The sequence below is a fragment of the Spiroplasma sp. DGKH1 genome (assembly GCF_040940205.1).
GTDB lineage: Bacteria > Bacillota_I > Bacilli_A > Mycoplasmatales > Mycoplasmataceae > Spiroplasma.
In genome coordinates this window covers 1-26,732 of the sequence record NZ_JASTWG010000005.1, presented here as the reverse complement: position 1 = coordinate 26,732, position 26,732 = coordinate 1, and the positions used below count along the sequence as shown (strand labels likewise).

Genomic DNA, 26,732 nt, shown 5'->3' with positions numbered 1-26,732 from the left:
ATGAAACTAGCACTTATTAACTAATAATTTATTAAAAAAATCAATAAGGGCTTTGGCAGTAAAAAAATATAAAATAAAAAGCTTGAAAACCTCATTACTCGTTTGATAATCTAGCACTTGGGTTCGTAATGTTGTTCAAAATCTTTCTTGAATTGTCAAAAATTGGTGAAGGGTTTCACAACTTAAAATTTCATTAAAAATATTCGTTAAGATATTTACCGGAAAATCTTGGTATTTTGTTAACTCTAAAATAATTCCTACATTTAATTCTTTAACAGTGTCAATGAAGGCTTGGATAATTTCTTGTTGCTTAAGTAATACCTGGTCTAATTTTTCACAAAACAAGGTGATCCCATGGCAATATGACATCACCATTCCAATTTGAATCATCATTTCATCTGACAAATCTTGGTTATCTTCTTCTACAATTAGCACTAATAAATTGATAAAGTGCTGACTATATTCTTCAATGGTAGCACTGTGTTCAAGCGTTTCATTTAATAATTTTGTTAATTTAACATTCCGATAACTTTGCTGTTGATAAAATTCATTAAACTGATGGTGTTTTTCTTTTAACAAAGCTAACCCATTAAAATTAACCTCACTAATTGTTCTTACCCACATTATGTTCCCTCCTTTATCAACTAAAATATAGCATAATGTTATTTTGATCATTAAAAAATATCCCTAACATGCATAAAAAAACATAAACAAAATTTGTTTATGTTCTAATTTCAGTTCATTGTTTTTAACATTGGATATCGCCGGTCCATAAAAACTTTATTTAAGACAAACGCGGTAATAAACATTGCAACTAAACCAAAGAAACTAATTAAGTAGTCTCCCACATTAACAGTTGCGGAAACATAGGCGAGCATATTTCAGATAATTTGCTGGCGAATCATATCAATGACATATGTCCCAATTGGAATCGAAATAACTCAACTAATAATAATGATTGGTAAATAAACCAAGAACATTCGGTTGAAAATTCACAAGTTTGAATATCCTAAGGCTTTAAAACTGTTTAGCACTTTTAAGTTATCTTTTACAATAATATTCGTAATAATAAAGATTTGGAAAATACAGGCGACAACTGAGGCAACTAAGATTAACAAATAAATTAAGAATAAAAGAATTTGTAAATTAACTGTTTTCTCAAACATATTAGTTAAGTTTTGGGTTCCATTATAAATAGGAGCGGCATCATATGTTTGGGGATTAGACGGATCAATTGCATAATTATTATTCCGCTCATAAAAGCCAATATAGCGGTAAGTTTCATTTTGACTAAGTGATGAATAAAGTTGGTTTAAATCTTTTTGACCCAATCCCTTTGTAGCATAGTCATTAATTAAAATCATATTTTTCATTCCGTTGTTAAATTCATCCATTACAATATAAAACGTAACTGATTTTTCGTTAAAATTGCTGGTAAGGATATCTCCAATATTAACTCCCCTTAAAAATTGGAAACCTTTATTGACAATAATGGGATAAACATTGACTTTAAAATCAGATGGTTTTCAACCGGGGGTATGGGCATAGAACCAATCCCCATTCTGAATTAGCGATTTAATTTCATTTATTAATAAAATTGCTTCCTTAACATGACTATTCATTGTGTACTGGTTTGGGTGAAGGGCATAATATAATAAACTTTTCTGGGAATCACGATCATCAAAACTAGTAATCTCATTAAAGAATCATTCCATATTGGTTTTGTTTTCTAAACGGGGAACAAACAATAAATTATCATTTTCATATTGATAAAATTGTGTCGCATTACCCCCAATCCAACTAAAGTTTCAGGGTTGAATATAATTTTGATAAAAACTACGAATTGAAATATCAATTGGTGAATTTTCATTAGCTTTTTTATAACTTTTTAAGAAGTTTTCAGTATCACCATAATTTAACGCAAAATTAGTTGATAAATAACTATTTAGAGCAAATAATTCTTGTTGTTGCTTACCATAAATAATTGGTTGATAACCTAAAGTTAAAATTCCATTATTACGGCTTAGTTCTTCAATAAAATAATAATAGGCGCTTGAATTAATAAAAGAAGTAATTTGATCGTAATGGCTTGTCCCCTTACAATTATCCACATATCATCCATAACTATTTGCATTTAACCATAAATATTTTAGACTTTTGAAATCCGTACTACCATCAACAAATGGCCCACAAACAGCTTTGCCATTTAGTTGATATTTTTTCAAGACTAATTCCGAAGTAGTTATTTTTTGTGAGGGATCAAGGATATTATACCCCGCAACACCACTAGTAATCACATCTTGGGGACTATCATAAACTAAATAATCATAGGGAGCTTTGTTATTTAAATAACGATAACTATTATCATACTGATAAGCATATTTTCAATTCATGTTGTAACGTAAATTAAGATTAACTTGTGAAAAGTTAATAATTGTTGTTAAACCAGTAAAAAGCATTGCCCCCGTTAAGGTGGTTACGATAATTGTTAATAATAATTTTCATTTCGCATCATAGGCAAATTTTAAACTGATTTTTTGCTTAAAGTTTAGCTTAATAAATCCTAAAAACTTCGTTGAGTAGCCTTTTTTTGGGATTGGAGCTTTCACCACTTTTGGTTTCATTAGAACCAGGGGTTTTTTCTGAACTTCTAAGAAGATGAAGATAAAAGCATACCCACAAACAATGGCTGTTGGAATGACAAAATCATACAGCACAATTCTTCAGTTTGGAACTGAAAAATAAGTTGTTAGTTCTAAAAAGCCACTATATGTGATGTTAAGAATAAAGGAAAAAATCCAACTAGTTCCCATCGCAATCGTGGAAATAATAAGCATTAAAACAAAGAAACATAATAATAAAAGTGTTGTAATAACCGTTGTTGAATAACCCTGGGCTTTTAAGTTTCCAATAATTTCACGATTAACTAATAATAATTTATTAACAATCATACTAATCATAATAAAAGATGAAACAATTAACAGAATTGAAATCGCCATTAAAATTGATCAAATAATTTCTTCTTTATTAATAATTAATAATAGCATTGAATTTATTTCATTATTAGGTTTACTTCTTAAATTAATATTCCCATTCTGATAAATATTGGCAAAGTTATTCCAACTTCCTTGTTTATTATCCTTAAAACCAGGATTTAACTGATCATCAGCAAAAGCACCTTTAATTGTTCACTGGTCTTCCACTAACCGGGTAATATTTGGTAAATATGATTTCAATTTAAGAAAATCTTGGTTTCGCATCCATAAATAGGGATTATAAACAAAATTACCATTGTTGACATCTTGGTTGACAAATAAACTAGTTCCAAATCCTAAAATTCGATAATAATTATTATAAATATTAATAACATCACCAACTTTTAAATCATTTTTCCGTGCGTAACTCGGATTAATAATAATAGGAGCAATCCCATCCGGTGCATTATAATTTAAAAATTCTTGATAATTCCCCTTCACCATAATTGGGGTTGACCAATAACCCGTTTTAATATTTTGAATATAATAGTACTGCGCTTTAAAAATATCATAAACATCTAAGGTTTCATAAATAAAACCCTTATTAATGACCGAACCTAAAATAACAGTATTCATTAATTTTATTTCTAACTCATGAATACGATCTTGGTTATTTTTAAAATCTTGATACTGGTCAGTGAAAAGTGTATAACCTGATAGATCTTTTGTTTTGGCATCCGTACTAACAAAGGGCATTCAGTCCCCATTTGTTTTACTATAACTAATTAATTCATTATATTCAGCATTAGTTAAAATAAAATCACTATTTGGTAAAATATCATTACGAAAATTAATGGCTAGGGTATCACTCTTTTTTAATTGCTGTTGAAAATATTCATTATTACTATTTGATGCTAACCATTGGCCAGGATGGGCTGTTTTGGAATCTAAAATAATTTGGTAATAATCATTGATTTTTTTAAGACTAAAATTAGCTTTTTGCATTTGATTAAGATTAGGATTGTTTTTATCATCCAAATAATTAATATTAACTAAACTATATGATAAGTTATTGGCACGGGATTTAATTTTTAATTTATCATTAATGGTAAAAGTTACATTAGTATCATATGAGCCCTGCCCAATTTTATCTAGTTGGCTATAAGCTAAATTATGCGATAAGATTAAACCACAAAAAATTGTGATAATAACAATCAGCATCATAAATAACCCTAATACTTGTAAAGTATTTTTAGTAAAGCTCTTTCAAAAATTTTTAAATAAGTGTCTAATCAAAATCATAGTTTACTCCATTTATTTTTATTAAATTAATATTTTTTTTATTTGCAAAGGTGTAAAACTTCACCATAGTTTATTTTTAATAAACTACCACAAAGTTTTACTCAATTGTATTTTTTGCTAATTTATTTAGGGCATTTCGAGCGGCAATTTGTTCAGCTTCCTTATGAGTGTAACCTTGGCCTTCGCCATAACGCACCCCATCAATTTCAGCTACAATCCGGTAAAGAATTTTGTTTCCTTCCGGGGGCATAATTTCTTCAATTAATTTATATTCTAATGCCCGCGAATCACTAGCTTGTAAGAATTCTTGTAACTCTGTTTTGTAGTCCCGAATCTTATCTAGGAAGGCTGGTGAACCAGCAAAGTCAATTAAGGTGTCGGAAATAAAATGACGAGTTGTTTCTTCACCGGTATCTAAATATAAAGCGGCAATCATTGATTCATAAATATCAGCAAGAATGCGGTCTTTTTCATACCCTTTGGTTTTAATTTCTCCCTTTCCTAACAAGATAAATTGTGCTAAATTCATTTTTCGCACTAATTCCGCTAAGGTTGATTCACGTACAACTTTACTTCTTAAGTTAGTAATCTCCCCCTCATTTTTATTAGGATATTTCCGAAATAAGTATAACGAAATTTCTTTGGCAAGAATAGCGTCTCCTAAAAATTCTAACCGTTGGTATGTGTATGATAAGTTGTTTTCATTTGCATAAGAATTATGAGTTAAGGCTTCTAAATAGTATTTTCCATTTTTAATTTCAATGTTATATTTTCGAAAAAAATCTTTTAATTCACGCACCAAATTTTCTGGTGTTTTATTTTCAAATGACATCTAATCACTCCTTTAAACTAGTTTGTTTCCTTAATTGCTTCTCTAATTTTATTGGCAACATCATTATTAATAGCAGTTCTAGTCATTTCTAAGGTACTAATCCATGATTTTTGATCACTACTACCATGGGTTTTAATAGCAATTTGGTTAAGCCCCAACATTAAAGCGGAAGCATTATTTCGATAATCAAAGGTTTCCTTAACGCCTTTAAATGCTTTTCTTAACATCAGTGCTTTAATTTTACGAATAATATTTTTTGTTAATTCTTTTTTTAAAACTGTCATTAAATTTTTGGCCATTCCTTCAATTGCTTTCAAAGCAATATTGCCGGTAAAACCATCAGTTACTATAATATCAACAAGATCACTCGTAATGTGACGAGATTCAATATTTCCATAAAAATTTAATTTATTATTAGATTTTAATATTTGGTAAGCTTCCTTATGGTATTCTTTACCCTTGCTTGCTTCTTCCCCAATATTTAATAAACCAATTTTAGGATTCGACAAGTTTAAAATTACCCGGGCATAAACATCGGCCATAATTGCAAAGTTTACTAAATCTTGGGCATCATTTTCTAAATTAGCGCCCACATCGAGCATCATAACATACTTGCCCTTCGTAACGGTTGGAATAAAAGGCATAAAAGCAGGGCGAGAAATTCCTTCAATTTCTCCAATAATAAAATGACACGCTGCTAAATAAGCAGCAGTTGAACCACCCGAAACAAAAGCGTTAACTTTTTGTTCCTTTAGTAATTCTGCACTCCGCACCATTGAACTATCTTTTTTCCGCCTAATTTCTAGGGGTCCTTCAGTCATCGCAATCACTTCTGAAGCATGGAAAATTTCATAACGTGCTGGATCTAATTTGTAAATTTTTAATTCATGTTTAATTTCTTCTTCGTTTCCTACAAAGACAAAATTAATATCATGATATTTTTTAAGAAAAATTTTAACCGCCCCAAGGATTGGTCTGATCCCCAAATCAGTCCCCATCATATCAATTGCAATTTTATTCATGATATTATCTACTCCTTATTTCTTTTTAATTATAACAAAAGAAGTATCACATTGGTAATTTATCAAGGAAAAATGATTATTCTCTTATTTGCTAATAATTTTCACTAATCCTAATTTAATTTTTCCTTTGGGATCAATTTCTAACACTTTTACCCGCACTAAATCATTTAAATTAACAATATCTTCTGTTTTGCCAACGTGTTTATCAGAAAGTTTTGAAATATGAATTAAACCATCAACACCTTCTTTCAAGTTAACAAAAGCACCAAATTTTTCAATTTTAACAACTTTTCCTTCGTATTCTTCGCCAACCGCTGCTGGTCACACAATATCTTTAATAAATTGGTATGCTTTTTCAATTGATTCATAATTTTTATGATAAATCGTAACTTGCCCATCATCTTCAATGTCAATTTTAACATCATCAGATTTTTCAATTAAGGCACTAATAACTTTTCCTCCGGTTCCAATAACTTCTCTAATTTTATCAATAGGAATCATAAAGGTTTTCATTTTCGGAGCAGTTGGTGCTAACTGGTTACGCGGAGTGGCAATTGTTGCTAGCATATTGGCCAGTACTATTTTCCGGGCTTTTTTCGCAGCTAATAACGCTTCTTGTAAAATTTCTGCACTAATTCCCGTAATTTTAATGTCCATTTGTAAAGCACAAATTCCCTTTTCACTCCCAGCAACCTTAAAATCCATGTCACCTAAGTGATCTTCCATCCCTTGAATATCAGTTAAAATCGTGTACTGATCATTTTCCATTACTAAACCCATCGCAATACCGGCAATTGGGGCACTAATTGGAACACCGGCTGCCATTAACGCTAAGGTTGATGCACAAATTGATGCTTGCGAAGTACTACCATTTGATTCCAGAACTTCAGAAACTAAGCGAATTGTATAAGGAAAGACTTTTTCACTAGGAATAATTTGGGCTAAGGCCTTTTCCCCTAACGCACCATGACCAATTTCTCGACGCGAAGGTGGCCCCATTCTTCTGGTTTCACCGACTGAAAATGGGGGAAAGTTATAATGGTGCATAAAGCGTTTTCCCTCTTCATCAGTAATACCATCAATAATTTGGTTTTCTCCTAACGCGCCTAATGTGACAATCGTCATGACCTGTGTTTCACCACGGGTAAATAAGGCACTACCATGAACAACAGGTAATAAATCAATTTCACTTGTTAATTGGCGAATTTCATCAACTTTGCGACCATCCAAGCGCTTTTTATCAATTGTAATTTGACGACGCACTTCATCACGAACAACATTGTGTAAACAAGTATTTAATTCTAACATTACTCGTTTTTTTTCTTTTTCATTTTTATATTGTTTTTCTTCATATACCATTAATGCAGAATTATTAATATTTTCAATTTGATGATAACGTTCTTGTTTACTTGCAATATTTGCTGCGGCAATTAAAGCCGACTGATAATTAGTTGCCACAAAATCTTGAATTTCTGGACGAATACTAAATAATTCAACTTGCATTTTTTCTTTACCAACTGCTTTGACAATTTGGTCTTGAAATGATATTAATTCTTTTACAACATTGTGACCTTTTAAAATGACTGCTAATACTAAATCTTCACTAATTTCTTGGCAACCTGCTTCAACCATATTAATGGCATCCCTAGTTCCCGCGACAATTAGTTCCATTTTGCCATTGTTTAATTCATCTAAAGTAGGATTAATTATTATTTGGTCATTATTATCAATTGTTACTAAAGCGCCTGCAATTGGACCATTAAATGGAATTGGAGAAATTGAAATTGCTAAAGAAGCAGCAAATAATGCTGCAATTCGCACATCATTATCATTATCAACGGCCAAAACATTAATAACAACTTGGACTTCGTTCCGAAAATCTTCAGAAAATAATGGGCGTAACGCACGATCGATTACCCGTGCTGATAAAGTTGCATATTCACTTGGTTTTCCTTCCCGTTTTAAAAAACCGCCAGGAATTTTTCCCACCGAATATAGCTTTTCTTGAAAAACAACTGTTAACGGAAAAAAATTGTTTTCACTAGCCTGGTCACTTACGGTAACCGCTACTAAAACAACTGTATCTCCATATCTTACTAGAACACTACCAGCTGCTTGTTTTGCTAATTGGCCATATTCAACGATTAATTTCCGACCGTTTAAAATTGTTTCATAAACTTTTTTATCCATACAAAAATATTATTCCCTCTCTGTTACTGCACACAATTCAATCTTAAATATTTAAAAATATTAAAACCATATTTATTTTAACATACAATTATTTTATTATTTGGTTATTTCATCAAATATTATATTAAAATATAAGAGAGATAGATTGAGGCGGTGAACAAAATGAACAATCAAAATAGTATTTATATGGATAATCAAACTTTCGAAGAGTTAAAAGATAAAGCATTGTTAGTAGATGTGCGAACAGAAGTTGAATTTAAATCATTGCAAGGAATACCAGGCGCACAAAACATTTATATTTATGATTTATTACAAGATCCAAGTTTATATTTAAAAGATAAAGAGCAATTAATTATAACCCTTTGTAATGGTGGAAATCGCAGCAGTGATGCGGCGGCACAATTACGAGAACTTGGCTATAAAAATGCTTTTGTATTAACCCATGGTATTTATGGATATTATCGGTGAAAAAATAAACAAGAAAAATAATAAAATTAAAATAAAAGTGCAAAAATTCTTGCATTTTTTTTTTTTTTTTAGAATAAGAGTAGGAATTTTTGAAAAATTTCAAGAATTCATCAAGCAAAGGAGGAACACAATAGATTTACAAAATAACCAGTACAAAGCATACCAACTTTTAGTAGCCATTTGCTGAGTTACTGGTATTCTAACATTTTTAACAAGTTTATTTATTTGAGTCCCAATTACAGTCTCAGTGAAAAGAAAACTTCAGCAAAATGAAAAAACTCGTAGCGAAGGAATTATGGTCTTAGCATTTACTTTGTCATACTTCTGACTATTATTTATTTTTATACCAATGGGAATTTTAGCGGCGATTTGATTAATGGATAATTATAAATAAGGATAAATAAAAAATGGTTTTGCAACCATTTTTTATTATAAGTCTTTCATAAAATCAATATCCATTTTATAAGTACTAATTTCTTTTAATTCATTTAGTTTTTGGCGTTCTTCAGTTGATAATTTAGTTGGTACCGAAACAATAACATTAACAATTAAGTCCCCTCTTTTATTTGAACTTGGTGATTTAAAGAAACCATAGTTAGGAATGTTAAAGACACTGTTTGTTTTGGTATTGCTTGGTAGTTTTAACCGAACTTCCCCATCAAAAGTAGGAACAATAATTTCACCACCTAATAAGGCATCTAAATAATTAACTGGTAAATCTAAAAATAAATCATATTCATTAACTCGTTTAAAGTATTTATTTGGTTTTACCGAGACATCTAAGTAAATATCCCCACGCGGTCCGCCATTATAACCATAATTCCCTTTTTCCCGAACTCGTAATTGTTGGCCTGGCATAATTGATTTTGGGATTTCCAAGTCAATTTTTTCTTTGGCTTGGTATCTTCCTTTCCCGCGACATTTTGGACATTTATTAGTGATTACTTTTCCGGTTCCTTTACAATCGGGACAGGTTTGTTGAGTTTGAATAATTCCAAATAAACTACGTTGTTCAACATTCACATAACCATAACCATCACAAGTCGTACATGTGTGAATATCTGTTTTAGGGTTTTTAGCCCCCGTTCCGTTACATACTTCACAAGTTTTATCTAAGGTCAGATCTAAATTAACAGTTGTTCCAAACATCATTTCTTTTAAAGAAATGGTTACATGGGCCCCAATATCTTGGCCTTTCATGGGACGCGTATCTTGTTTTTGCTGTTTACGATGGGAACTACCACCGCCAAAGAAATTTTCAAAAATATCGCCAAAACCACCAAAGCTACTAAATCCACCTGAAAAAATATCTTCAAAACCACTCGCATCAAATCCTTGCCCAAACCCTTGCTGTTGGGCTCCGGCATGACCAAACTGATCATACATTTTCCGCTTATTTGGGTCTGATAAAACTTCGTAAGCTTCATTAACTTCTTTAAATTTTGCTTCCGCATCTTTTTCTTTTGAAACATCAGGGTGATATTTTTTCGCTAATGCTCGAAAAGCTTTTTTAATCTCATCGTCACTAGCATTCTTGCTGACTCCTAACACCTCATAATAGTCTCTTTTATTATTCATTGTTATTGTAACCTCCTATAATTATTAACTACAAAATGAATTAAAAGATAACTAATAGCTAGTTATCTTAATTAGTAATTAGTCTTTGTTATCTTCATCTTTGTTATCATCGTTATCTGGCTTATCTTCAATTTCATCACTACCACTTTGACCTTGTTGGTCTTGCATAAATTGAGCAGCTTGCGCCATTGCTTGTTCTAATTCATTCATTTTATTTTGCAATGTTGCATAATCTTCTTTTTCAACTAATTCTTTGATTTCATTTACCATTGTTTCCATTTGAGTTTTTTGTTCATCACTCATTTTATCTTTGCTTTCACTTAACGCATTTTGGATTGTTGTAATATATGCTTCAGCTTTATTACGCAATTCAATATTTTTTAATCTTTCTTCATCACGAGCTTTGTTTTCTTCGGCTTCGTTAATCATTTTTTGGATTTCTTCTTCACTTAATCCTTCATTATTAGTAATGGTAATTGTTTGTTCTTTATTAGTTTTTAAGTCTTTCGCTGAAACAGATACAATTCCGTTGGCATCAATTGAGAATTTAACTTCAATTTGAGGAATTCCTTTTGGCGCTGGTTCAATTCCTGATAATTGGAAACGACCTAAAGTTTTATTATCAACAGCCATTGAACGTTCACCTTGTAAAACATGGATGTCAACAGCTGGTTGATTATCAGCAGCAGTTGAGAAAATTTGTGATTTACTTGTTGGAATTGTTGTATTTCTTGGGATTAACACGGTGCTTACTCCCCCTAAAGTTTCAATTCCTAATGATAATGGTGTCACATCTAATAATAGAACATCTTTAACATCCCCAGCTAGGACTCCCCCTTGAATTGCGGCCCCAATGGCAACGACTTCATCTGGGTTAATAGTACGGTTCGGTTCTTTTCCTAATTCTTTTTTAATGGCTTCTTGTACCGCAGGAATACGAGTACTTCCCCCCACTAATAATACTTGGTCAAGATCACTTGGTTTCATTTTTGCATCAGCTAATGCTTTTTTAACTGGTTCAATTGTTCTAGCAACTAAGTGTTTTGTCATATCATCAAATTTGGCTCTTGTTAATGATAAGTTTAAGTGTAAAGGGTTACCATCACGAGCAGTAATAAATGGTGCAGCAATTTCAACTTGTAATTGTGAAGATAGATTTTTTTTGGCTTTTTCGGCTTCTTCTTTTAATCTTTGCATTGCCATTTTATCTGTTTTTAAATCAATTCCGTTGTCTTTTTTAAATTCCTCAACCATTCATTCAATGATAACTTGGTCAAAGTCATCTCCTCCTAAATGGTTATCTCCGTTTGTTGATAATACTTCAAATGTTCCATCAGCTAAGTCTAAGATTGAAACGTCAAATGTTCCTCCACCTAGGTCATAAACTAATACTTTTTGTTCTTTATCAGTTTTATCAATTCCATAAGCTAATGCAGCAGCGGTTGGTTCATTAATAATTCTTTCAACTTCTAAACCTGCAATTTTTCCAGCATTTTTAGTTGCTTGACGTTGAGCGTCATTAAAGTACGCAGGTACTGTAATAACTGCTTTTGTAATTTTTTCACCTAGTTTTTTTTCAGCATAAGTTTTTAAATATCTTAAAATTTCTGCTGAAATTGTTTCGGGTGTTCATTCTTTCCCGTTAATTTCAATTTTTTCGCTAGTTCCCATTTTTCTTTTAATTGAACTAACTGTATTAGGATTAGTTACTGCTTGGCGTTTCGCTGAATCTCCAACAATAATTTCATCATTTTTAAATGAAACTACAGAAGGTGTTGTTCTTTGTCCTTCTGGATTTTCTAAAACTTTAACATCTTTTCCGTCCATTACAGCGACACAAGAGTTTGTAGTTCCTAAATCAATTCCAATAATTTTTGCCATAATATCAATCTCCTTTGTTATGTTTCTATCTTATGTATACCTATTTTTTAATTCTTTTTCTATATTATTTTTCTACGTTAACAGCGGCATGTCGTAAAACCCGATCATGAATTAAATATCCTTTTTGTAGGACTTTTGCAATTTGGCCTGACTTAACTTCGCCAGTTTCAACAATTTCAATTGCATGATGGATTTTTGAATCAAATTCATCACCCACGTTAACTTCAATTTCTGTAATACCTTCTTCACCAAAACTTAGTTTTATTAATTTGTAAATCATTTCAAATCCCATTAAGAAATTTTTAACTTCGGGAGTTACATTTTCAACCTGTAGTGCTCGTTCAAAATTATCAAGAGCGGGTAATAATTTTTCCCCAATCCCCGCTGCTCGATACTTACGAATATTTGCTTGTTCTTCTTGAACTCTACGTTTCAAGTTTTCACTATCTGCTAATACTACTAATTTTTCTTCACGAAGACGGGCATTATCTCTTAATAATAAATCAATTTCTCTTTCTAACTCTTCAATCACAACCATTGGACTAACTTTTTCTTCTTTAACTGATGGTTGTTGCTCTGCTGATGGTTCTTGTTCAGAACTAACATCTTGTGATTGTTGTTTTAGTTGCTCTTGAAAAGTTTCATTAACCTTTGCTAATTCTTCTTTTAAATGGGCAATCTTTTCTTTTAATTGATTTGGTGATGAGTTTTCTCTCTTCTCATTTGACATTTCACTTCTCACCTTTCTTTTCTATTTGTTATAAACCTCTTTTATTTTATCTGATAATCATTCTAAAATTTCATAAACCTTATCGTATTCTAATCTTTTGGGCCCAACCAAAGCAATCCCACCTTCTTGGATATTATCAACACTATAAGTAGTTGATAATAATGCAACATCATCATTGTTAAATCCTGTTTCTTTCCCAATTTGGACACTTACTTTGTTTTCTTTTTCCTTTGACTGCTGTTTTTGGAAATAATCAAAGGGGGAAATATTTTCAATAAATTTAACAATTTGTTTAATCCGCTCGGGATTATTATATTCCGGGTTTTGCAACATATATTGCATCCCATGGGTTGTATAGGTTGGTTTCACAATACTTGTTAAAGCATTGGCAAATTGTTTTAAAATCATTTCATAATGCTTAACTTGTTGTTCTAAGATTGGACGAATAAGATCAAATTTCTTTTCGATTTCATTAATCTTGGTATTTTCCAAGCGATCATTAAATAATTCAATTGATATTTTAAGATCACTAATTGAAAAATCTTCGTTGGTAACAAACATTTTGTTTTCAACATGACCGTTGGATAACACAAAGACCACAACAGCGCGATCATTACTAATTGGCAATAATTCAATTTTTTTCAGTGATTCTTGTTCAATATTAGGACCAACCACAACTGTTGTTAAGTTTGTCATTTCACTTAGAATCTTACCAGTTTGATCTAATACATCATTGATTGACATATTACGGTTAGCAAATAATCCTTCAATCCGATTTTTAATATCATCAATATTTTTGCTATCCATTAAGTTATCAACATAATAACGATAACCCATTGTTGAAGGAATTCTTCCTGAGGAAGTGTGTTCTTTTTCTAAATAGCCCTCTTTTTCTAAGATAACACACTCATTTCTAATTGTTGCTGATGAAGCATCAATTAATGGTGATTCCATAATAAATTTACTTCCTACAGGCTGTGCTGTTTTAGTGTATTCTTCAACAATACATTTTAAAATATTTTCTTGTCTTGTTGTTAACATGCTAACACCTCCTATAGTTCAATAAAATTAATTTTGGCAATTAGCACAGTTTAGTGCTAACAATTAATATTATAAATTATCATTCTAATATTACAAGTGCTAATTTAATTTTGAACTATTTTTAATGACAATTTCTTTATTTTCAACAGCCATTGTATACGACTTTCCTTCTTGGATTTCTTCACTAATAATTGCTTTGGCAATTACTGTTTCAATATTTTTCTGAATATAGCGTTTAATTGGACGGGCTCCAAATTCCCGATCATAACCTTCATCAATAATTTTTTGATAAATATCATCCGAAAAACTAATTCGAATATTTTTTGTATTTTCAATTCGAGTTGTTAATTCAGTTAATTCTTTATCAACAATTTCTTTAATAACCTCTTTTGATAAGGCATTAAAGATAATAACATTATCAATCCGGTTTAATAATTCTGGTTTAAATTTACGAGCTAATTCTTTCTGAATTAATTGGCCAACTCCTTCATTGTTTTCTGACAATAAGTATTCAGAACCAATATTTGAAGTCATGATAATAATTGTGTTTCGAAAGTCCACAGTTTTACCAAGACTATCTGTAATTCGTCCTTCATCTAAAATTTGTAACAAAATATTAAAGACATCAGGATGAGCTTTTTCAATTTCATCAAATAAGACAATTGAGTATGGACTACGACGAACAGCTTCCGTTAATTGTCCACCTTGTTCATAACCGACATAACCTGGTGGAGCTCCAATTAATTTACTTACTGAATGTTTTTCCATATATTCTGACATGTCTAAACGAACCATTTGTTTTTCTGAGTTAAATAAAACATATGCTAAACTTCTAGCAACTTCGGTTTTCCCAACTCCGGTTGGTCCTAAAAATAAGAAACTACCAATTGGTTTATTAGGATCTTTAATACCACTCCGGCTTCTTAAAATCGCATCACTAACCGCATCAATTGCTTCATTTTGTCCTTTAACTCTTCTTCGTAAAATTTTATTTAAATTTAATAATTTTGTTTTTTCAGATTCAACTAGACGGTCAACTGGAATTCCCGTTCATTTTGCCACAATTGAAGCAATTTCCCGTTCAGTGACGTCTTCTTTTAGAAGGTGTGACTCAGAAGCTTTTTTCTCTTGTTCTTCTAGCTGTTTTTCTAAAGCTGGTAATAATGAGTAACGAATTTCCCCCGCACGGTTAAAATCACCACGTAATTGGGCTTGTTCTAATTCTGTTTTCAACTGTTCAACTGTTGATTTTACTTGCTTTAATTGCGTAATGCTTTCTTTTTCTTTTGTTCATTGTTTATGTAAGACTTCTTGTTTTGATTGCAAAATTTTTAATTCATTATTAACATCTACTAATCTTTCATTTGAAGCCTTATCTGTTTCTTTTTTTAAAGCGGCATTTTCAATTTGCAATTGTAAAATTTTCCGGTTTAAATTATCAAGTTCTGTCGGAACTGAAGCAATTTCCGTTTTAATAGTTGCTGATGCTTCATCAATTAAGTCAATTGCTTTATCTGGTAAAAAACGATCAGTAATATAGCGTGATGATAAATTTACAGCGGCCACTAAGGCATTATCATGGATTTTAACCCCATGGTATGACTCAAAACGTTCTTTTAATCCCCGTAAAATTGAAATACTTTCTTCAATTGATGGTTCATTAACCATTACTTTTTGAAACCGACGTTCTAAAGCAGCATCTTTTTCAATGTACTGGCGGTGTTCATCTAAAGTTGTGGCCCCAATACAGTGAAGTTCACCGCGGGCTAGTAATGGTTTTAGTAAATTACCAGCATCCATACTTCCTTGCGTTTTTCCAGCCCCTACTATTAAATGCAATTCATCAATAAATAAAATAATGTCACCATTTGATTCTTTTACTTTATTCATTACTGCTTTTAATCTTTCTTCAAACTCTCCTTGATATTTAGCACCGGCAATTAGAGCTCCCATGTCCAGTTCATAAATAATTTTGTTTTTTAAGTTACTTGGAATATCACCTTTGACAATTCTCTGGGCTAGTCCTTCAACAATGGCAGTTTTTCCAACCCCTGGTTCACCAATTAACACAGGATTATTTTTTGTTTTTCTTGATAAAATTCTAATTACCCGATTAATTTCATCATCACGACCAATAATAGGATCCATTTTCCCTTCGTGGGCTAATTTATTTAAATTTTTAGCATACTTATCAAGGACTTTCGGATCTTTCCCCGGCTCATATTGCTGTGTAAATTCCATAATAAATACCTCCTTTATCACTAATAAACATGACAATTGTCAATTAGCAATTAACTATTCTAAGTGCTAATAACACTTATATCATACCAATCCTCATTAGCATTGTCAATTATTAAGTGCTAAATTTTTATCTTTTTTTAGCAAAAATATTCCCTTATTATATAATAAGTATTGTAGCAAGCGAATAATAGAGGAGGTAACAATGAAATTACAACACTTAAATAAAAAACGCTTAATTTTAATTGATTTAGACGGAACAACCTTAATGGATGATGGTACATCAATTCATCCCAAAACAATTGAAGTATTAAAAAAGGCAACTAATGATGGTCACCATATTTGTATTATTACTGGGCGACCACACCGCGCTAGTATCCGATTTTATCGAGAATTAGGTTTAACAACCTTATTGACTAACTTTGACGGTGGACATATTCATGATCCATTAAAACGGGAATTTAAACGAATTGTTTTTTCAATTTCATATGATGTAATTATGGATATTATTAATAATCCCCAAATTAAGAATTCCTTAGATAACATTTTGATTGAACATTATGATAAAGCAATTTGTTGAAAAAAAGATGAAGCAGTTGAAAACTACTTCCATTTAGATGACGTGGCTGATGATGAATACTTCATCACAGATCCCTTTGATAATTGAAAAGGGCCAGCTAGTAATATGGCCTTATATCTAAAAAACGATAATGATAAAGACCAAGTTTTAAGAATGTTTGATAATTATAAAAATTCAGTCCGAATTAATATTGGAAAAAAACTAAACAGTAATACTATTATGTTAAACATTAATAATAAATTAGTTTCCAAAGGATTTACAGCTAATATCTTAGCCCAATATTATAATGTTGACATCCGTGATGTCATTGCTTTTGGCGACGAAATGAATGACCGTGAAATGCTACAAACAGTCGGTTATGGAATTGCAATGAAAAATGGTAATGATAACTTAAAAGCACTGGCGCGGGGAATTACCCATTTAACAAATAATGAGGGTGGTGTTGGTGATTATCTTGAAAAACTATTAAATGGTGAAGAAGTATAAAAAAGTTTGAATCTGAGATTCAAACTTTTTTTTATTACAAAGCATATTCTTGTTTTAACGCATTGGTATAAAAATCATTTAATACTTGCCAATTTAATCCTTTTTGGTTATCTGGTGTTAAAAGTCATTGGGCAAAAGCTTCAGCAAATAATTCACCATTCCCACCAGTGTCACTACCTCCACGACCATAACCAGATTGTACAAAAGACCACGCAGCCAATTTTTGTTGCAAAGGATAACCATTTCCGATCCCGGCGCGTTGGCCTAAATAACGAACTAAATAATCATTTGGGCTTTCATTATAAATTCTAACTCTTGTTGGTTTACCATAATTAAGACTTTGACAAGTAGGAATACCCCCAAGGTTTTTATTAAAATACTGGCGATCAGACGCATAAGTTCATGAATAATTTGATAATGCATGGCCCATTTCATGCACTAATGTATTAATATCCATTTTTGTTGACCAATAACCAATATCATATTGTTGTCTTGCTAAATTAACATCAGCGGCCCGGGGCCCTAACACCATACACTGATAAACCCCATATGAACTTCAACCCCCAAACTTTGTTACCGCAACAACTTGGGGATCAACCATTGAACCTGTTTCAAGATTATATAAAATTGATTTTAACATCTTGTTTCCGTATAAGTTATTAAGTTTATTAAAAAAATCAAGGGTATTATTAGCAAAAGCAATTTTATCACCAGTTGTTGAATTAACTAAACTAGTAAAATCTAAATCATAATTATTTTTCAATTCACGTTCTAAATCACTAACACTATTGAAAACAATTGGAACTGATAAATCTTGGAAAGTATTAATTGCGGTTTGGCTAGCTTTATAGACCATATTACTTTCACAAGCTTTAATTAAATTAAAATCATCTGTTGTAAAATCATTATAATTTAACTTTTGTTTTTGCAAGATTTTAAAATTTGGGTCTTGTAACTGGCGAATCAATTCTGCTTTTTGACCACGATCAGAACTAACTTTGTCTGGAGAATGCTCTTCGTACAACAAACAAGCACTATATTTATTGCCGGTATCTTCTGTTTTAACTTTTAAAACATACCAAACGACAACTCCTAATACTACTACTAGCACAATCCCAATTATTAAAGTAATTATCATTGATCAATTAACTGCTTTTTTGGCCATAACATTCCTCCACTTACTTAGTTTTTTCTTTTAATTTACTTAATTATAACATTTGTTGAAGTTAAGGCAATATTGGCGGTTCAACCAATTACATAAACTAACATAATAACCACACTAATTGTGACTAACATTATTTTATTATTACTAATTTTTTTCCGCGTATTTAAAATTAGTAATCCTGTTAATAACGCTTCAATACAAATTATTAAGAAATATTCATAGCGAAGATTAGTTGTGGCAATGGTTTTATACTCTCCTTCGTTAAAATAGGCAATATCGGAAAAGAAATTAAAGAAATAATGAAATAAATTGGCACCAACCGTCGCACTGATGGCAATTGTTCCTTGCCCTAATTTTGCTAAAAAGAATAAGGATGTTAATTCTGGTAAACCTGTAACATATCCTAATAACACACCTCCAGCCGAAGTTGAGGGGATATTATAAACACTGGGTGCTTGCATAATTTTAACGGTAAAAGTTAATAAAAAGGCAGAGATAATAATTAATCCTGTTCCTAAACCAAAAATAGTATAAATCCGTTTTAACTTTAGATGACTCATAGCTACTTTTTCAGTATCTAAATCAATTTCGGTTGTTTGTTCTTTACTAGCATGTTTAGTAAATAAAACAAAAAAGATAATATAACTAATAAAAATTACTAAGTTAACTCACGACAAGCGGATACCTGGAATCGTAACTCGCATAAACGCAAATTCCTTAATTGGAATTAAGGTAATTACTAATAATAAATCAAACCCTAGTAATAACCACATCATAATGTTATTTCATTTGGTTGTATTAGCAAATAATTTTTTTCTTAAAAAAATAATATTTGCTAATGCTAAACAAAAAGTAATTACTGAATTTGAACCAATTACATCTGATACCGATAACTCTGGGTGACCAATAATTCCCGAAACTAAGGCAGCGGTTAATTCCGGGCTTGCACTAATAAAAGATAAAATAATCCCCCCAGCAACAGCGGTTCCTAACCGCGTTCGTTGGGTAAGAGCCGATAAATATGTTGAGGACAATTTTGCGCCAAAAAAGGTCCCTGTGGCAACTAATAAAAAAATAAATCAAATAAAATACTTAATTGGATGCCAATTTTCTATTTGATTTAAAATGCTTAAACTATCATTTGCTAAAAATACTATATGATTAACCATAATAATACCTCTAATAAATTTCTCTCTTAATTTTATTTAAAACTAACCCTCATCTCCTGAGTTTTAGTTTCACTAATTATAGACCTTTATCTTAAAATAGCAATTCAATTTTAATTAAAAATGAATAAGATCATTCTTATTCATTTTCATCATCTTCAGATAAATTTTTGATATCTTTTTTATCAATTTTTTGTCAATTTCCCGTTTTTTCCTTACTTAGTTGTAATCAGATTTGATAATTTGGATCCGCAGGATTATTTGCTGCTTTCCGCAATTTTAATTTTTGTTCTAAGGTTAAATTTGCCAAATCAAAAGTTTCACCATCAGCAATTTCAATTTTTTCACTATCTACTACTGTTTTAGCTTTTTTAGCGGCAGCTAAAATTTCTGCCATTGTTTTTTCGGCCATCTGACTCTCACCTCATTATTTAATTACATATTATAATTATATCTAAGAATTAAAATTAAAACAATTTTAAAATGATGGTCAAAAAACAATATTATAGAAGATTATTAACTAATTAATTATTAACTAATTATTTGCAAAAACTATATTCAGTTAATAAGTGCTGAATATCCTTAACAATTGGATATTTTGATACAATCTGATGATAAATATTATTATACCCTATAAAAGAATTAACAATAAATTCATTGTTTTCAACTGTTAACGGTTTTAATAATGCTCCCCCAGTTAAACTAGCGGCAAAGAACATCGTATTATCATCTTTTACTAAATCATTTTCTCGTAAAATTAAACCGTAACTTAATTTTTTTAGTTGCATTCCCTTTGCTTCAATTTTCATTCTTTCAGCAGTTTCTTTCTCCGATGGTCAAATTTGTTGATATGGTACCAACCGATTAAACATAATATGATTAGTAGCAATTGCCAAAGAAGCCATTAAGACTCCCTCAGGCGCACCACCAATCCCATATAATAAATCTGCGCGCCCTAAAACAACATCAATGGCTCCTAAGACATCTCCTTCTTTAATCCGAATAACTTCGATTTTATTCGCTTCCATATATTGAATAATTTCTTGGTGGCGAGGTTTATCTAAAATAATAACTTTTAAAGTTTTCTTAATTTTTAATAAATTATCTAAATTTCACTTAATATCTTTTGTAAAATCAATATGCCCTTCATCTTTTTTAGCAATAAATAGTTTTTCCATATACATTTCCGGAATTTGTAACATTGAATCATTTTTAGCGATTGCAATACAAGAAATTGATCCCTCTTCATTTTTACTAGCCGGAGCAGTTCCTTCAATGGGATCAACTGCAATATCAATTGTAATGGGATGATTATTAGTAAAAGTTTGGCCTTGATAAAGCATCGGTGCTTCGTCTAATTCCCCCTCCCCAATTGCAATTTTAGCTTTGGCATTATGGTTAGTTAATAATAAATTAATAATATCAACAGCTTTTTTATCCAGATTATTTTTATCTTGTTTTCCAACTAATTCATAAGAAGCAATCACTGCTAATTCAACTGCTCTTAAAAAAAGTAAACTATTGGTTTCCATGTTTTTTTCAATCCTTACTATCTTTTTTTATTGATACTCTTTTTAATTAAAACATTTTTTTAGATAAATATTAATAAATTATGAAAATTTTTAAGAACAAAAATAATAAAAAGGGATATAATAACTTTGTTATTGTATTAATAAAAGAGTGAGTGTGATTAAATTGAAAGAAACGAAAAAGCAAAAGCTAGCAGATGAAGAGCTCTACGAAAATATTAAGAAAAATATTCGGCAAACGGAACGAATGATGAAAGAATATATTAATGAAACCACCGAATATAAAAATCAACTAGAGCAAAAATTATTAAAATTAAGTAAGAACCCTGATCAGTCAAAAGAATTTAAATTAAAATTACAATTAGAACAATTTGACTACAAAGAAAAACAAATTATTAATAAATTTGTTAATAAAATAGTTGCTTATGAAAAACAACTTGTTGAACTTGAAAATAAATTAGGTGTTAAAGAAAAAATCAGTGCTCTTCGGAGCGAATATAATGAAGAGCAAATCAAAAAAGATGAATTATCACTCGAAGCAAAAAACTATCTTAAAAAAACACAAAATAAAGGTTATATCTATCTTGTTTTAGCTGGTTTAATTTGTACCATTGCTTTTGATTATTTCTTAACTCCTTCAAAAGTTCTCCCCCCAGGGTTAGGAGCGGTCGGGAAAATCTTTGCCCAATATATTTTCCCACCCTTAAATGATTCAAATATTAACAATGCTAACTTAATGTATTATGTTTTTTACATTGTTAATAATATCCCTTTAATTATTTTCAGTTGAATAATGGTTGGTCGGAGATTTACCATAAATACGTTAATTTTTATGGTCTGTCAAACGGCTTTCCATATTATTATTAACGGGATTGGAGATTACCATGGAATCCCTGTCATTAATTCAACAGACTTCCATTTTTTACAAAATTTAAATGATATTGACAAGTCTAGTGTTCGAGATTTATGAATTTTCTTCTTTGGATTAATTGGAGCGATTTTAAACGGAATTGGATATGGTTTCTTATACATTGGTGATGCTTGTCCAGGGGGAACAGACTTTGTAAATAACTATATTTCAAGAACAAAGAAAAAACCAGTTGGGAATGTGTCAATCCTAGTTAATACCTTGGTAATGTTAATAACATGAGCAATGAGTTATGCAGTTAAAACACCAACTCCTAACCCTGATTTTATTACCTTCTATTTCTCAGCACCGTTCTTTGCGGCCTTTATGGTTATTATTGTCTGTGGAATTGTCTCAAATAAAATTTTCCCCAAATACCGCAACACAACTTTGATGGTGATTACAAGCAATCCCCAAGTGATTATTGACCGTTTACGAGAAAATGGTTATCGCAATAATACCATTTGAAAAGTTTCTAAAAATCTTAATAACGAATTTTCGGATAATAATTATATTGTAATGATTACTATTTCGTTAATTAGTTTTAAACGAGTGCGCGAAACTATTTTATTAGCTGATCCTGATGCAATTATCCGTGCTCAAACCACTTATAAAACTTATCAAATGCCCCACAAAATAAAAGATTAAATAATCCTCCTTGGATTATTTTTTTATTCTATAATATATCTAAGAAAAGGTGGTTTAGTAAAATGCAAAAAAAAGGTTATACTCATATATATTATGGTGATGGTAAAGGAAAAACTTCTATTTTAAACGGAATGACAATTCGTGCCCTTGGTTATAATTGAAATGTTAAATATTTACGATTTTTAAAAAATCGTCAATCCGGAGAAATGTTATTTTTTGAACAAATTAATCATCCCCACTTGGAAATTTACGATTTCTATTCTTCTAGTCAAAAATTCTTTTGGGAAATGAATGACCAAGAAAAAGCAATCTTAAAAGAAGAGATGCGCGCGGGGTTTGCTACTTTGCAAAAATTAGTTCAGAGTGATAATGTTGATTTAATTATTGTGGATGAATTATTAGGATGCATTGTTAATGGTTTGATAACTGAAGAAGAATTAATTGCGGTTATCAAAACAAAAAAGCCAAATATTGAATTGGCTTTTTCTGGGCATCATATTACCCAAAACTTAATTGATAATGTTGATCTAGTAACTAATGTTAAATTAATTAAACATTACTTTTATGAAAAGATCCCTGCCCGAAAAGGAATTGAATTTTAATTTCCTTTTTTATTTAATAATGCTTCTAAGTCGTCAATTAAAGAAGTTAATTTATTAATTAAACCATCATAAACTTTTTCATCCGTATAATCAATTCCGATATCTTTTAAAATCAATAATGGTTCTTTACGACCCCCTTGTTTTAAAAAGTTAATTAATGTCTCAGGGTTATTATTTAAAACATCATTATATAGTTTGAATGAGGCAACAATACATGTTGCATATTTATAAACATAATATGGTGAATTAAAGAAATGCAAGATTCTTGTTCACCCATAAGGTTTTGAATTTTCTTCATACTTATCAAAGACTGAACTTCCAAAATCATTACTAATTTTTTCAAATAAATCTGCTAACTTATCAGCATCTAGCGGCTCATTATTTTCAACCATTTTATGGGCAGTTCATTCAAAATCAGCAAATTGAATTTGACGGAAGAAAGTCCCAGTAATTTCTTCAATGCGATTTTGCAATAAATAAATTTTTTCATCATCACTTTGCGCATTTTTATATAAATAATCAAATAATAAGTGCTCATTAACAGTTGAAGCTACTTCCGCTAAAATAATTGGATAGTTTGATAAGGGGCGAGGATTATTTGCATCTGCTAGTAAGGTGTGCACCGAGTGACCAGCTTCGTGGGCCAATGTATTGACTGATGAGATTGTATTATCTCAGTTCATCAAAATAATTGGTTCAACACCATTACCCCCGGATGAATATGCACCGGCTCTTTTATTAGTATCCTCAAAATAATCAATTCGATTGTCACTTCATGCAATTTCTAGTTGACTCAAATATTCTGGCCCTAACATTTTTAATGATTCACGAATAATGTTTTTTGCTTCTTCAACTGAATATTTTTTATTAACACTAGGCACATTTTTTACTAATTTTAAGCGACTATCTGAGGCATAGTATTTATTAAATTTAAAATATTTTTTCAAAATTTTATTATAACGAACATTTAAATGACTTGTTTCTCGACCATACTTAATTAAACTTTCATAAATATCTTCCGTAACATCATCACTTGATAATGCTGCTTGTAAAGTATTTTTATAACCTCTTAATTTTACTGACTCAACACTTCCTTGTAAAATTGCTTCATAAACTCTTGCAAAGGAATGTTTTTTATCTGTTAAATGTTGGACAAATAATTTTGCGGTTTCTGCTCTTAATTTTTGATCATTCAGCGGGTCTGTCTCTTCAGTAATTTCACTATATAATGCTTGAGTTAATTCTTGTTCTTTCCCTTGATAATTTACATAAGCTGGTTTTTTGTCAGCATATGCTAATAAATCATAAATATCATAAGCTGCCCCGCGACTACGGGATACTAATGATAGAATTTCTTCATCTCGTTCAGATAATATATGTTGCGCTTCACGAAAGAATTTACGATATCCATATTCATATTTCTGTAAATCAGAATCAGATTTAATTCATCCCATAATAGTTTCTTCACCAATTGCTTTTAATTCCGGAGAAATAAAAGCTAATTGACTTGAAAGTTCATTAATAGTATTGGCAAAGACTCCGGATAATTCCTGATAAACCAAATTAGTTGTATCAATATCACCCATATGTAGATACTGTCCTAATTTACTGGCAATTAAATCAATTTCATCATCTAATTGGAGATATTTCTTAAAAATATCTTTATTATTTAATTTTCCTTTAAATGTTATAATTTCTGTTAACTTTTCAACAATAATCTTCAGATCTTTTTTTCAATCATCAATTGTGGGATATAAATTTGTAAAATCTCATTTATATTGGGCTGGTGCTTCATTTCTTTTCATTTCCTATCTTCTCCTTTATCTGCATAAAATATTATTCTAAGTCTTATTATATCTCAAATAATTTGATTATATAGTAAATAGTGCTTTGTTTTAATGCTATAATTTTATATATTAGATTATTTAGAAAGAAGGATGAGTAAATAATGATTGTATTAAATGATAAAAAACAAGATCTAACATTAAAAGCTATTTTTGAAAATGATCAAGTAAACGATTTAGTAATTAAAGAAAATGAAAGAACAACTTTAATTTCAGAAGATAAAACTATTTATGTTTATTTTGAAAAACCATTAACTTTCAAAGCAGCATATAAGTTTATTACTAATTTTACTAAAACTAATAAATACAATATTAATATTGATGTTGATAGTTTTAAAAAAAATGCTGAACCCAATAGTCACTTATTTAGAGCATTAGCAGAAGGTTTATATTATGGTTTAAATAAAAACTATAGTTTAAAAACAACAAATAAAAAGGAAGAACAAGATGTAATTTATAATTTAGTTCATAATTGCCCTAACGCAAATGATAAATTTATGGAAATTACAACAAAAATGGAATATGTTAATTTTGCAAGAATCTTACAAGATACTCCCCCAAATTTAATGTATCCTGAAATCTTTGCAAAAAAAGTTGAAGAAGAGGCTAAAAAAATCCCAAATTTAAAAATTGCAATTTTAGATAAAAAAGAAATTGAAAAAGAAAAAATGGGATTATTATTGGCTGTTAACGCTGGGAGTTATTTAGAACCTCGAGTTGTAGTTCTTGAATACCATGGTAATCCAGATAGTAAAGAAAAAGTAGGTCTAGTAGGAAAAGGAATTACTTTTGACAGTGGAGGATATAACCTAAAACCATCAAATGCGTTAGTTGGAATGAAGTTTGACATGTCAGGAGCTGCTATTATGTGTGCGACAGTTTTAGCTTTAGCAAAAGCAAAAGCAAAAGTTAATATTTCAGCTGTTGCTTGTTTAACAGAAAACCGCATTGGAGGCAAAGCTACTTTAACAGAATCAGTAATAACTTCAATGAACGGTAAAACAGTTCAAATTGATAACACCGATGCTGAAGGGAGACTGGTTTTAGCCGATGGAATTACTTATTCAATTCGTAAATTAAATGTTAATAAATTAATTGAAGCATCAACTTTAACTGGAGCAATGTTAGTTGCTTTGGGAAGATTTATGACCGGAGTTTTTGCTAATAATGATGAATGATATGAAGAATTTAAAAAAGCTAGTGAAAATTCACACGAAGAAATTTGAAGAATGCCAATTCATGAGGATAATATTGCAGTAATGCGTCAAACACCTATTGCTGATTTAACAAATGCTGAACCATCAAGAATGGGAGGAAGTTCAACAGCAGCTGCCTTTCTATGTGAATTTGTAGAAGACAAACCATATATTCATTTAGACATTGCCGGAACAGCTGATACCGGAAACGGTCATGGTACAGGGGTAATGATTAAAACAATCTTTGAAATGTTTAAATAAATAAAAAACTAAGTTTAATGAATATGTCAAGAAAAGTAGACATATTAAAAATAAGTTATAGGAATGATTTTCTGTATTCAACAGGACTCAT

Annotated in this window: 21 protein-coding genes; 6 read left to right on the top strand and 15 right to left on the bottom strand. The window is 30.5% G+C overall.

Annotation, left to right across the window (positions count from 1 at the left end; genetic code table 4):
- Positions 1-6: 6 nt before the first annotated feature.
- From QPK10_RS04665 to QPK10_RS04645, 5 genes are all read right to left on the bottom strand, one after another.
- Complete coding sequence (locus QPK10_RS04665) at positions 7-624, bottom strand: hypothetical protein (protein WP_368486848.1); 618 nt, start codon at positions 622-624, stop codon at positions 7-9.
- A 104-nt stretch (positions 625-728) separates the two neighbouring features.
- Positions 729-4,277, bottom strand: coding sequence for an FtsX-like permease family protein (locus QPK10_RS04660; protein ID WP_368486847.1), 3,549 nt, complete (start codon positions 4,275-4,277; stop codon positions 729-731).
- A gap of 97 nt (positions 4,278-4,374) precedes the next feature.
- Positions 4,375-5,109, bottom strand: a complete 735-nt coding sequence (rnc, locus tag QPK10_RS04655) for a ribonuclease III (protein WP_368486846.1) — start codon at positions 5,107-5,109, stop codon at positions 4,375-4,377.
- Positions 5,110-5,126: 17 nt separating this feature from the next.
- A complete protein-coding gene (plsX, locus tag QPK10_RS04650; protein ID WP_368486845.1) occupies positions 5,127-6,131 on the bottom strand; it encodes a phosphate acyltransferase PlsX in 1,005 nt (334 codons plus the stop codon).
- A gap of 84 nt (positions 6,132-6,215) precedes the next feature.
- Positions 6,216-8,321 carry a polyribonucleotide nucleotidyltransferase gene (locus QPK10_RS04645; protein ID WP_368486844.1) on the bottom strand — a complete coding sequence of 702 codons (2,106 nt, stop codon included), beginning with the start codon at positions 8,319-8,321 and terminating at the stop codon, positions 6,216-6,218.
- 162 nt (positions 8,322-8,483) lie between these two features.
- Between QPK10_RS04645 and QPK10_RS04640 the strand changes: the two genes are divergently transcribed.
- Together QPK10_RS04640 and QPK10_RS04635 are read left to right on the top strand one after the other, a co-directional pair.
- Positions 8,484-8,810 carry a rhodanese-like domain-containing protein gene (locus QPK10_RS04640; protein WP_368486843.1) on the top strand — a complete coding sequence of 109 codons (327 nt, stop codon included), beginning with the start codon at positions 8,484-8,486 and terminating at the stop codon, positions 8,808-8,810.
- 226 nt (positions 8,811-9,036) lie between these two features.
- On the top strand, positions 9,037-9,183 hold the full coding sequence (locus tag QPK10_RS04635; protein ID WP_368486842.1) for a hypothetical protein: 147 nt from the start codon (positions 9,037-9,039) through the stop codon (positions 9,181-9,183).
- A 35-nt stretch (positions 9,184-9,218) separates the two neighbouring features.
- Here QPK10_RS04635 and dnaJ read toward each other — a convergent pair whose 3' ends face one another.
- From dnaJ to QPK10_RS04610, 5 genes are all read right to left on the bottom strand, one after another.
- Positions 9,219-10,367: a molecular chaperone DnaJ gene (dnaJ, locus tag QPK10_RS04630; protein ID WP_368486841.1), complete on the bottom strand. Its 1,149-nt coding sequence runs from the start codon at positions 10,365-10,367 to the stop codon at positions 9,219-9,221.
- A gap of 78 nt (positions 10,368-10,445) precedes the next feature.
- Entirely contained in the window at positions 10,446-12,248 is a 1,803-nt protein-coding gene (gene dnaK / locus QPK10_RS04625) for a molecular chaperone DnaK (RefSeq protein ID WP_368486840.1), read from the bottom strand.
- Positions 12,249-12,312: 64 nt separating this feature from the next.
- Entirely contained in the window at positions 12,313-12,978 is a 666-nt protein-coding gene (gene grpE, locus QPK10_RS04620) for a nucleotide exchange factor GrpE (protein ID WP_368486839.1), read from the bottom strand.
- Positions 12,979-12,999: 21 nt separating this feature from the next.
- Positions 13,000-14,019: a heat-inducible transcriptional repressor HrcA gene (gene hrcA, locus QPK10_RS04615; protein WP_047791041.1), complete on the bottom strand. Its 1,020-nt coding sequence runs from the start codon at positions 14,017-14,019 to the stop codon at positions 13,000-13,002.
- Between the two features lie 99 nt (positions 14,020-14,118).
- Complete coding sequence (locus QPK10_RS04610; protein WP_368486838.1) at positions 14,119-16,260, bottom strand: ATP-dependent Clp protease ATP-binding subunit; 2,142 nt, start codon at positions 16,258-16,260, stop codon at positions 14,119-14,121.
- A 202-nt stretch (positions 16,261-16,462) separates the two neighbouring features.
- On the opposite strand from QPK10_RS04610, the gene QPK10_RS04605 reads away from it, so the two are divergent.
- Positions 16,463-17,323 carry a Cof-type HAD-IIB family hydrolase gene (locus tag QPK10_RS04605; RefSeq protein WP_368486837.1) on the top strand — a complete coding sequence of 287 codons (861 nt, stop codon included), beginning with the start codon at positions 16,463-16,465 and terminating at the stop codon, positions 17,321-17,323.
- Positions 17,324-17,357: 34 nt separating this feature from the next.
- Here QPK10_RS04605 and QPK10_RS04600 read toward each other — a convergent pair whose 3' ends face one another.
- From QPK10_RS04600 to QPK10_RS04585, 4 genes are all read right to left on the bottom strand, one after another.
- Positions 17,358-18,488, bottom strand: coding sequence for a hypothetical protein (locus tag QPK10_RS04600; protein WP_368486836.1), 1,131 nt, complete (start codon positions 18,486-18,488; stop codon positions 17,358-17,360).
- Positions 18,489-18,523: 35 nt separating this feature from the next.
- A complete protein-coding gene (locus QPK10_RS04595; protein ID WP_368486835.1) occupies positions 18,524-19,657 on the bottom strand; it encodes a sodium:calcium antiporter in 1,134 nt (377 codons plus the stop codon).
- Between the two features lie 136 nt (positions 19,658-19,793).
- The gene (locus QPK10_RS04590) at positions 19,794-20,066 is read right to left on the bottom strand and encodes a hypothetical protein (protein WP_368486834.1); all 273 of its coding nucleotides are present in this window, start codon (positions 20,064-20,066) and stop codon (positions 19,794-19,796) included.
- A 127-nt stretch (positions 20,067-20,193) separates the two neighbouring features.
- Positions 20,194-21,186 carry a fructose-bisphosphatase class II gene (locus tag QPK10_RS04585; RefSeq protein WP_368486833.1) on the bottom strand — a complete coding sequence of 331 codons (993 nt, stop codon included), beginning with the start codon at positions 21,184-21,186 and terminating at the stop codon, positions 20,194-20,196.
- Positions 21,187-21,349: 163 nt separating this feature from the next.
- On the opposite strand from QPK10_RS04585, the gene QPK10_RS04580 reads away from it, so the two are divergent.
- Positions 21,350-22,738, top strand: a complete 1,389-nt coding sequence (locus QPK10_RS04580; RefSeq protein ID WP_368486832.1) for a YitT family protein — start codon at positions 21,350-21,352, stop codon at positions 22,736-22,738.
- 62 nt (positions 22,739-22,800) lie between these two features.
- On the top strand, positions 22,801-23,340 hold the full coding sequence (locus QPK10_RS04575) for a cob(I)yrinic acid a,c-diamide adenosyltransferase (RefSeq protein WP_368486831.1): 540 nt from the start codon (positions 22,801-22,803) through the stop codon (positions 23,338-23,340).
- Here the strand turns inward: QPK10_RS04575 and pepF are convergent.
- Entirely contained in the window at positions 23,337-25,145 is a 1,809-nt protein-coding gene (gene pepF / locus QPK10_RS04570; protein ID WP_368486830.1) for an oligoendopeptidase F, read from the bottom strand. The genes QPK10_RS04575 and pepF overlap by 4 nt on opposite strands.
- Before the next feature lie 143 nt (positions 25,146-25,288).
- Between pepF and QPK10_RS04565 the strand changes: the two genes are divergently transcribed.
- Positions 25,289-26,641, top strand: a complete 1,353-nt coding sequence (locus QPK10_RS04565; RefSeq protein ID WP_368486829.1) for a M17 family metallopeptidase — start codon at positions 25,289-25,291, stop codon at positions 26,639-26,641.
- Positions 26,642-26,732: the final 91 nt, after the last annotated feature.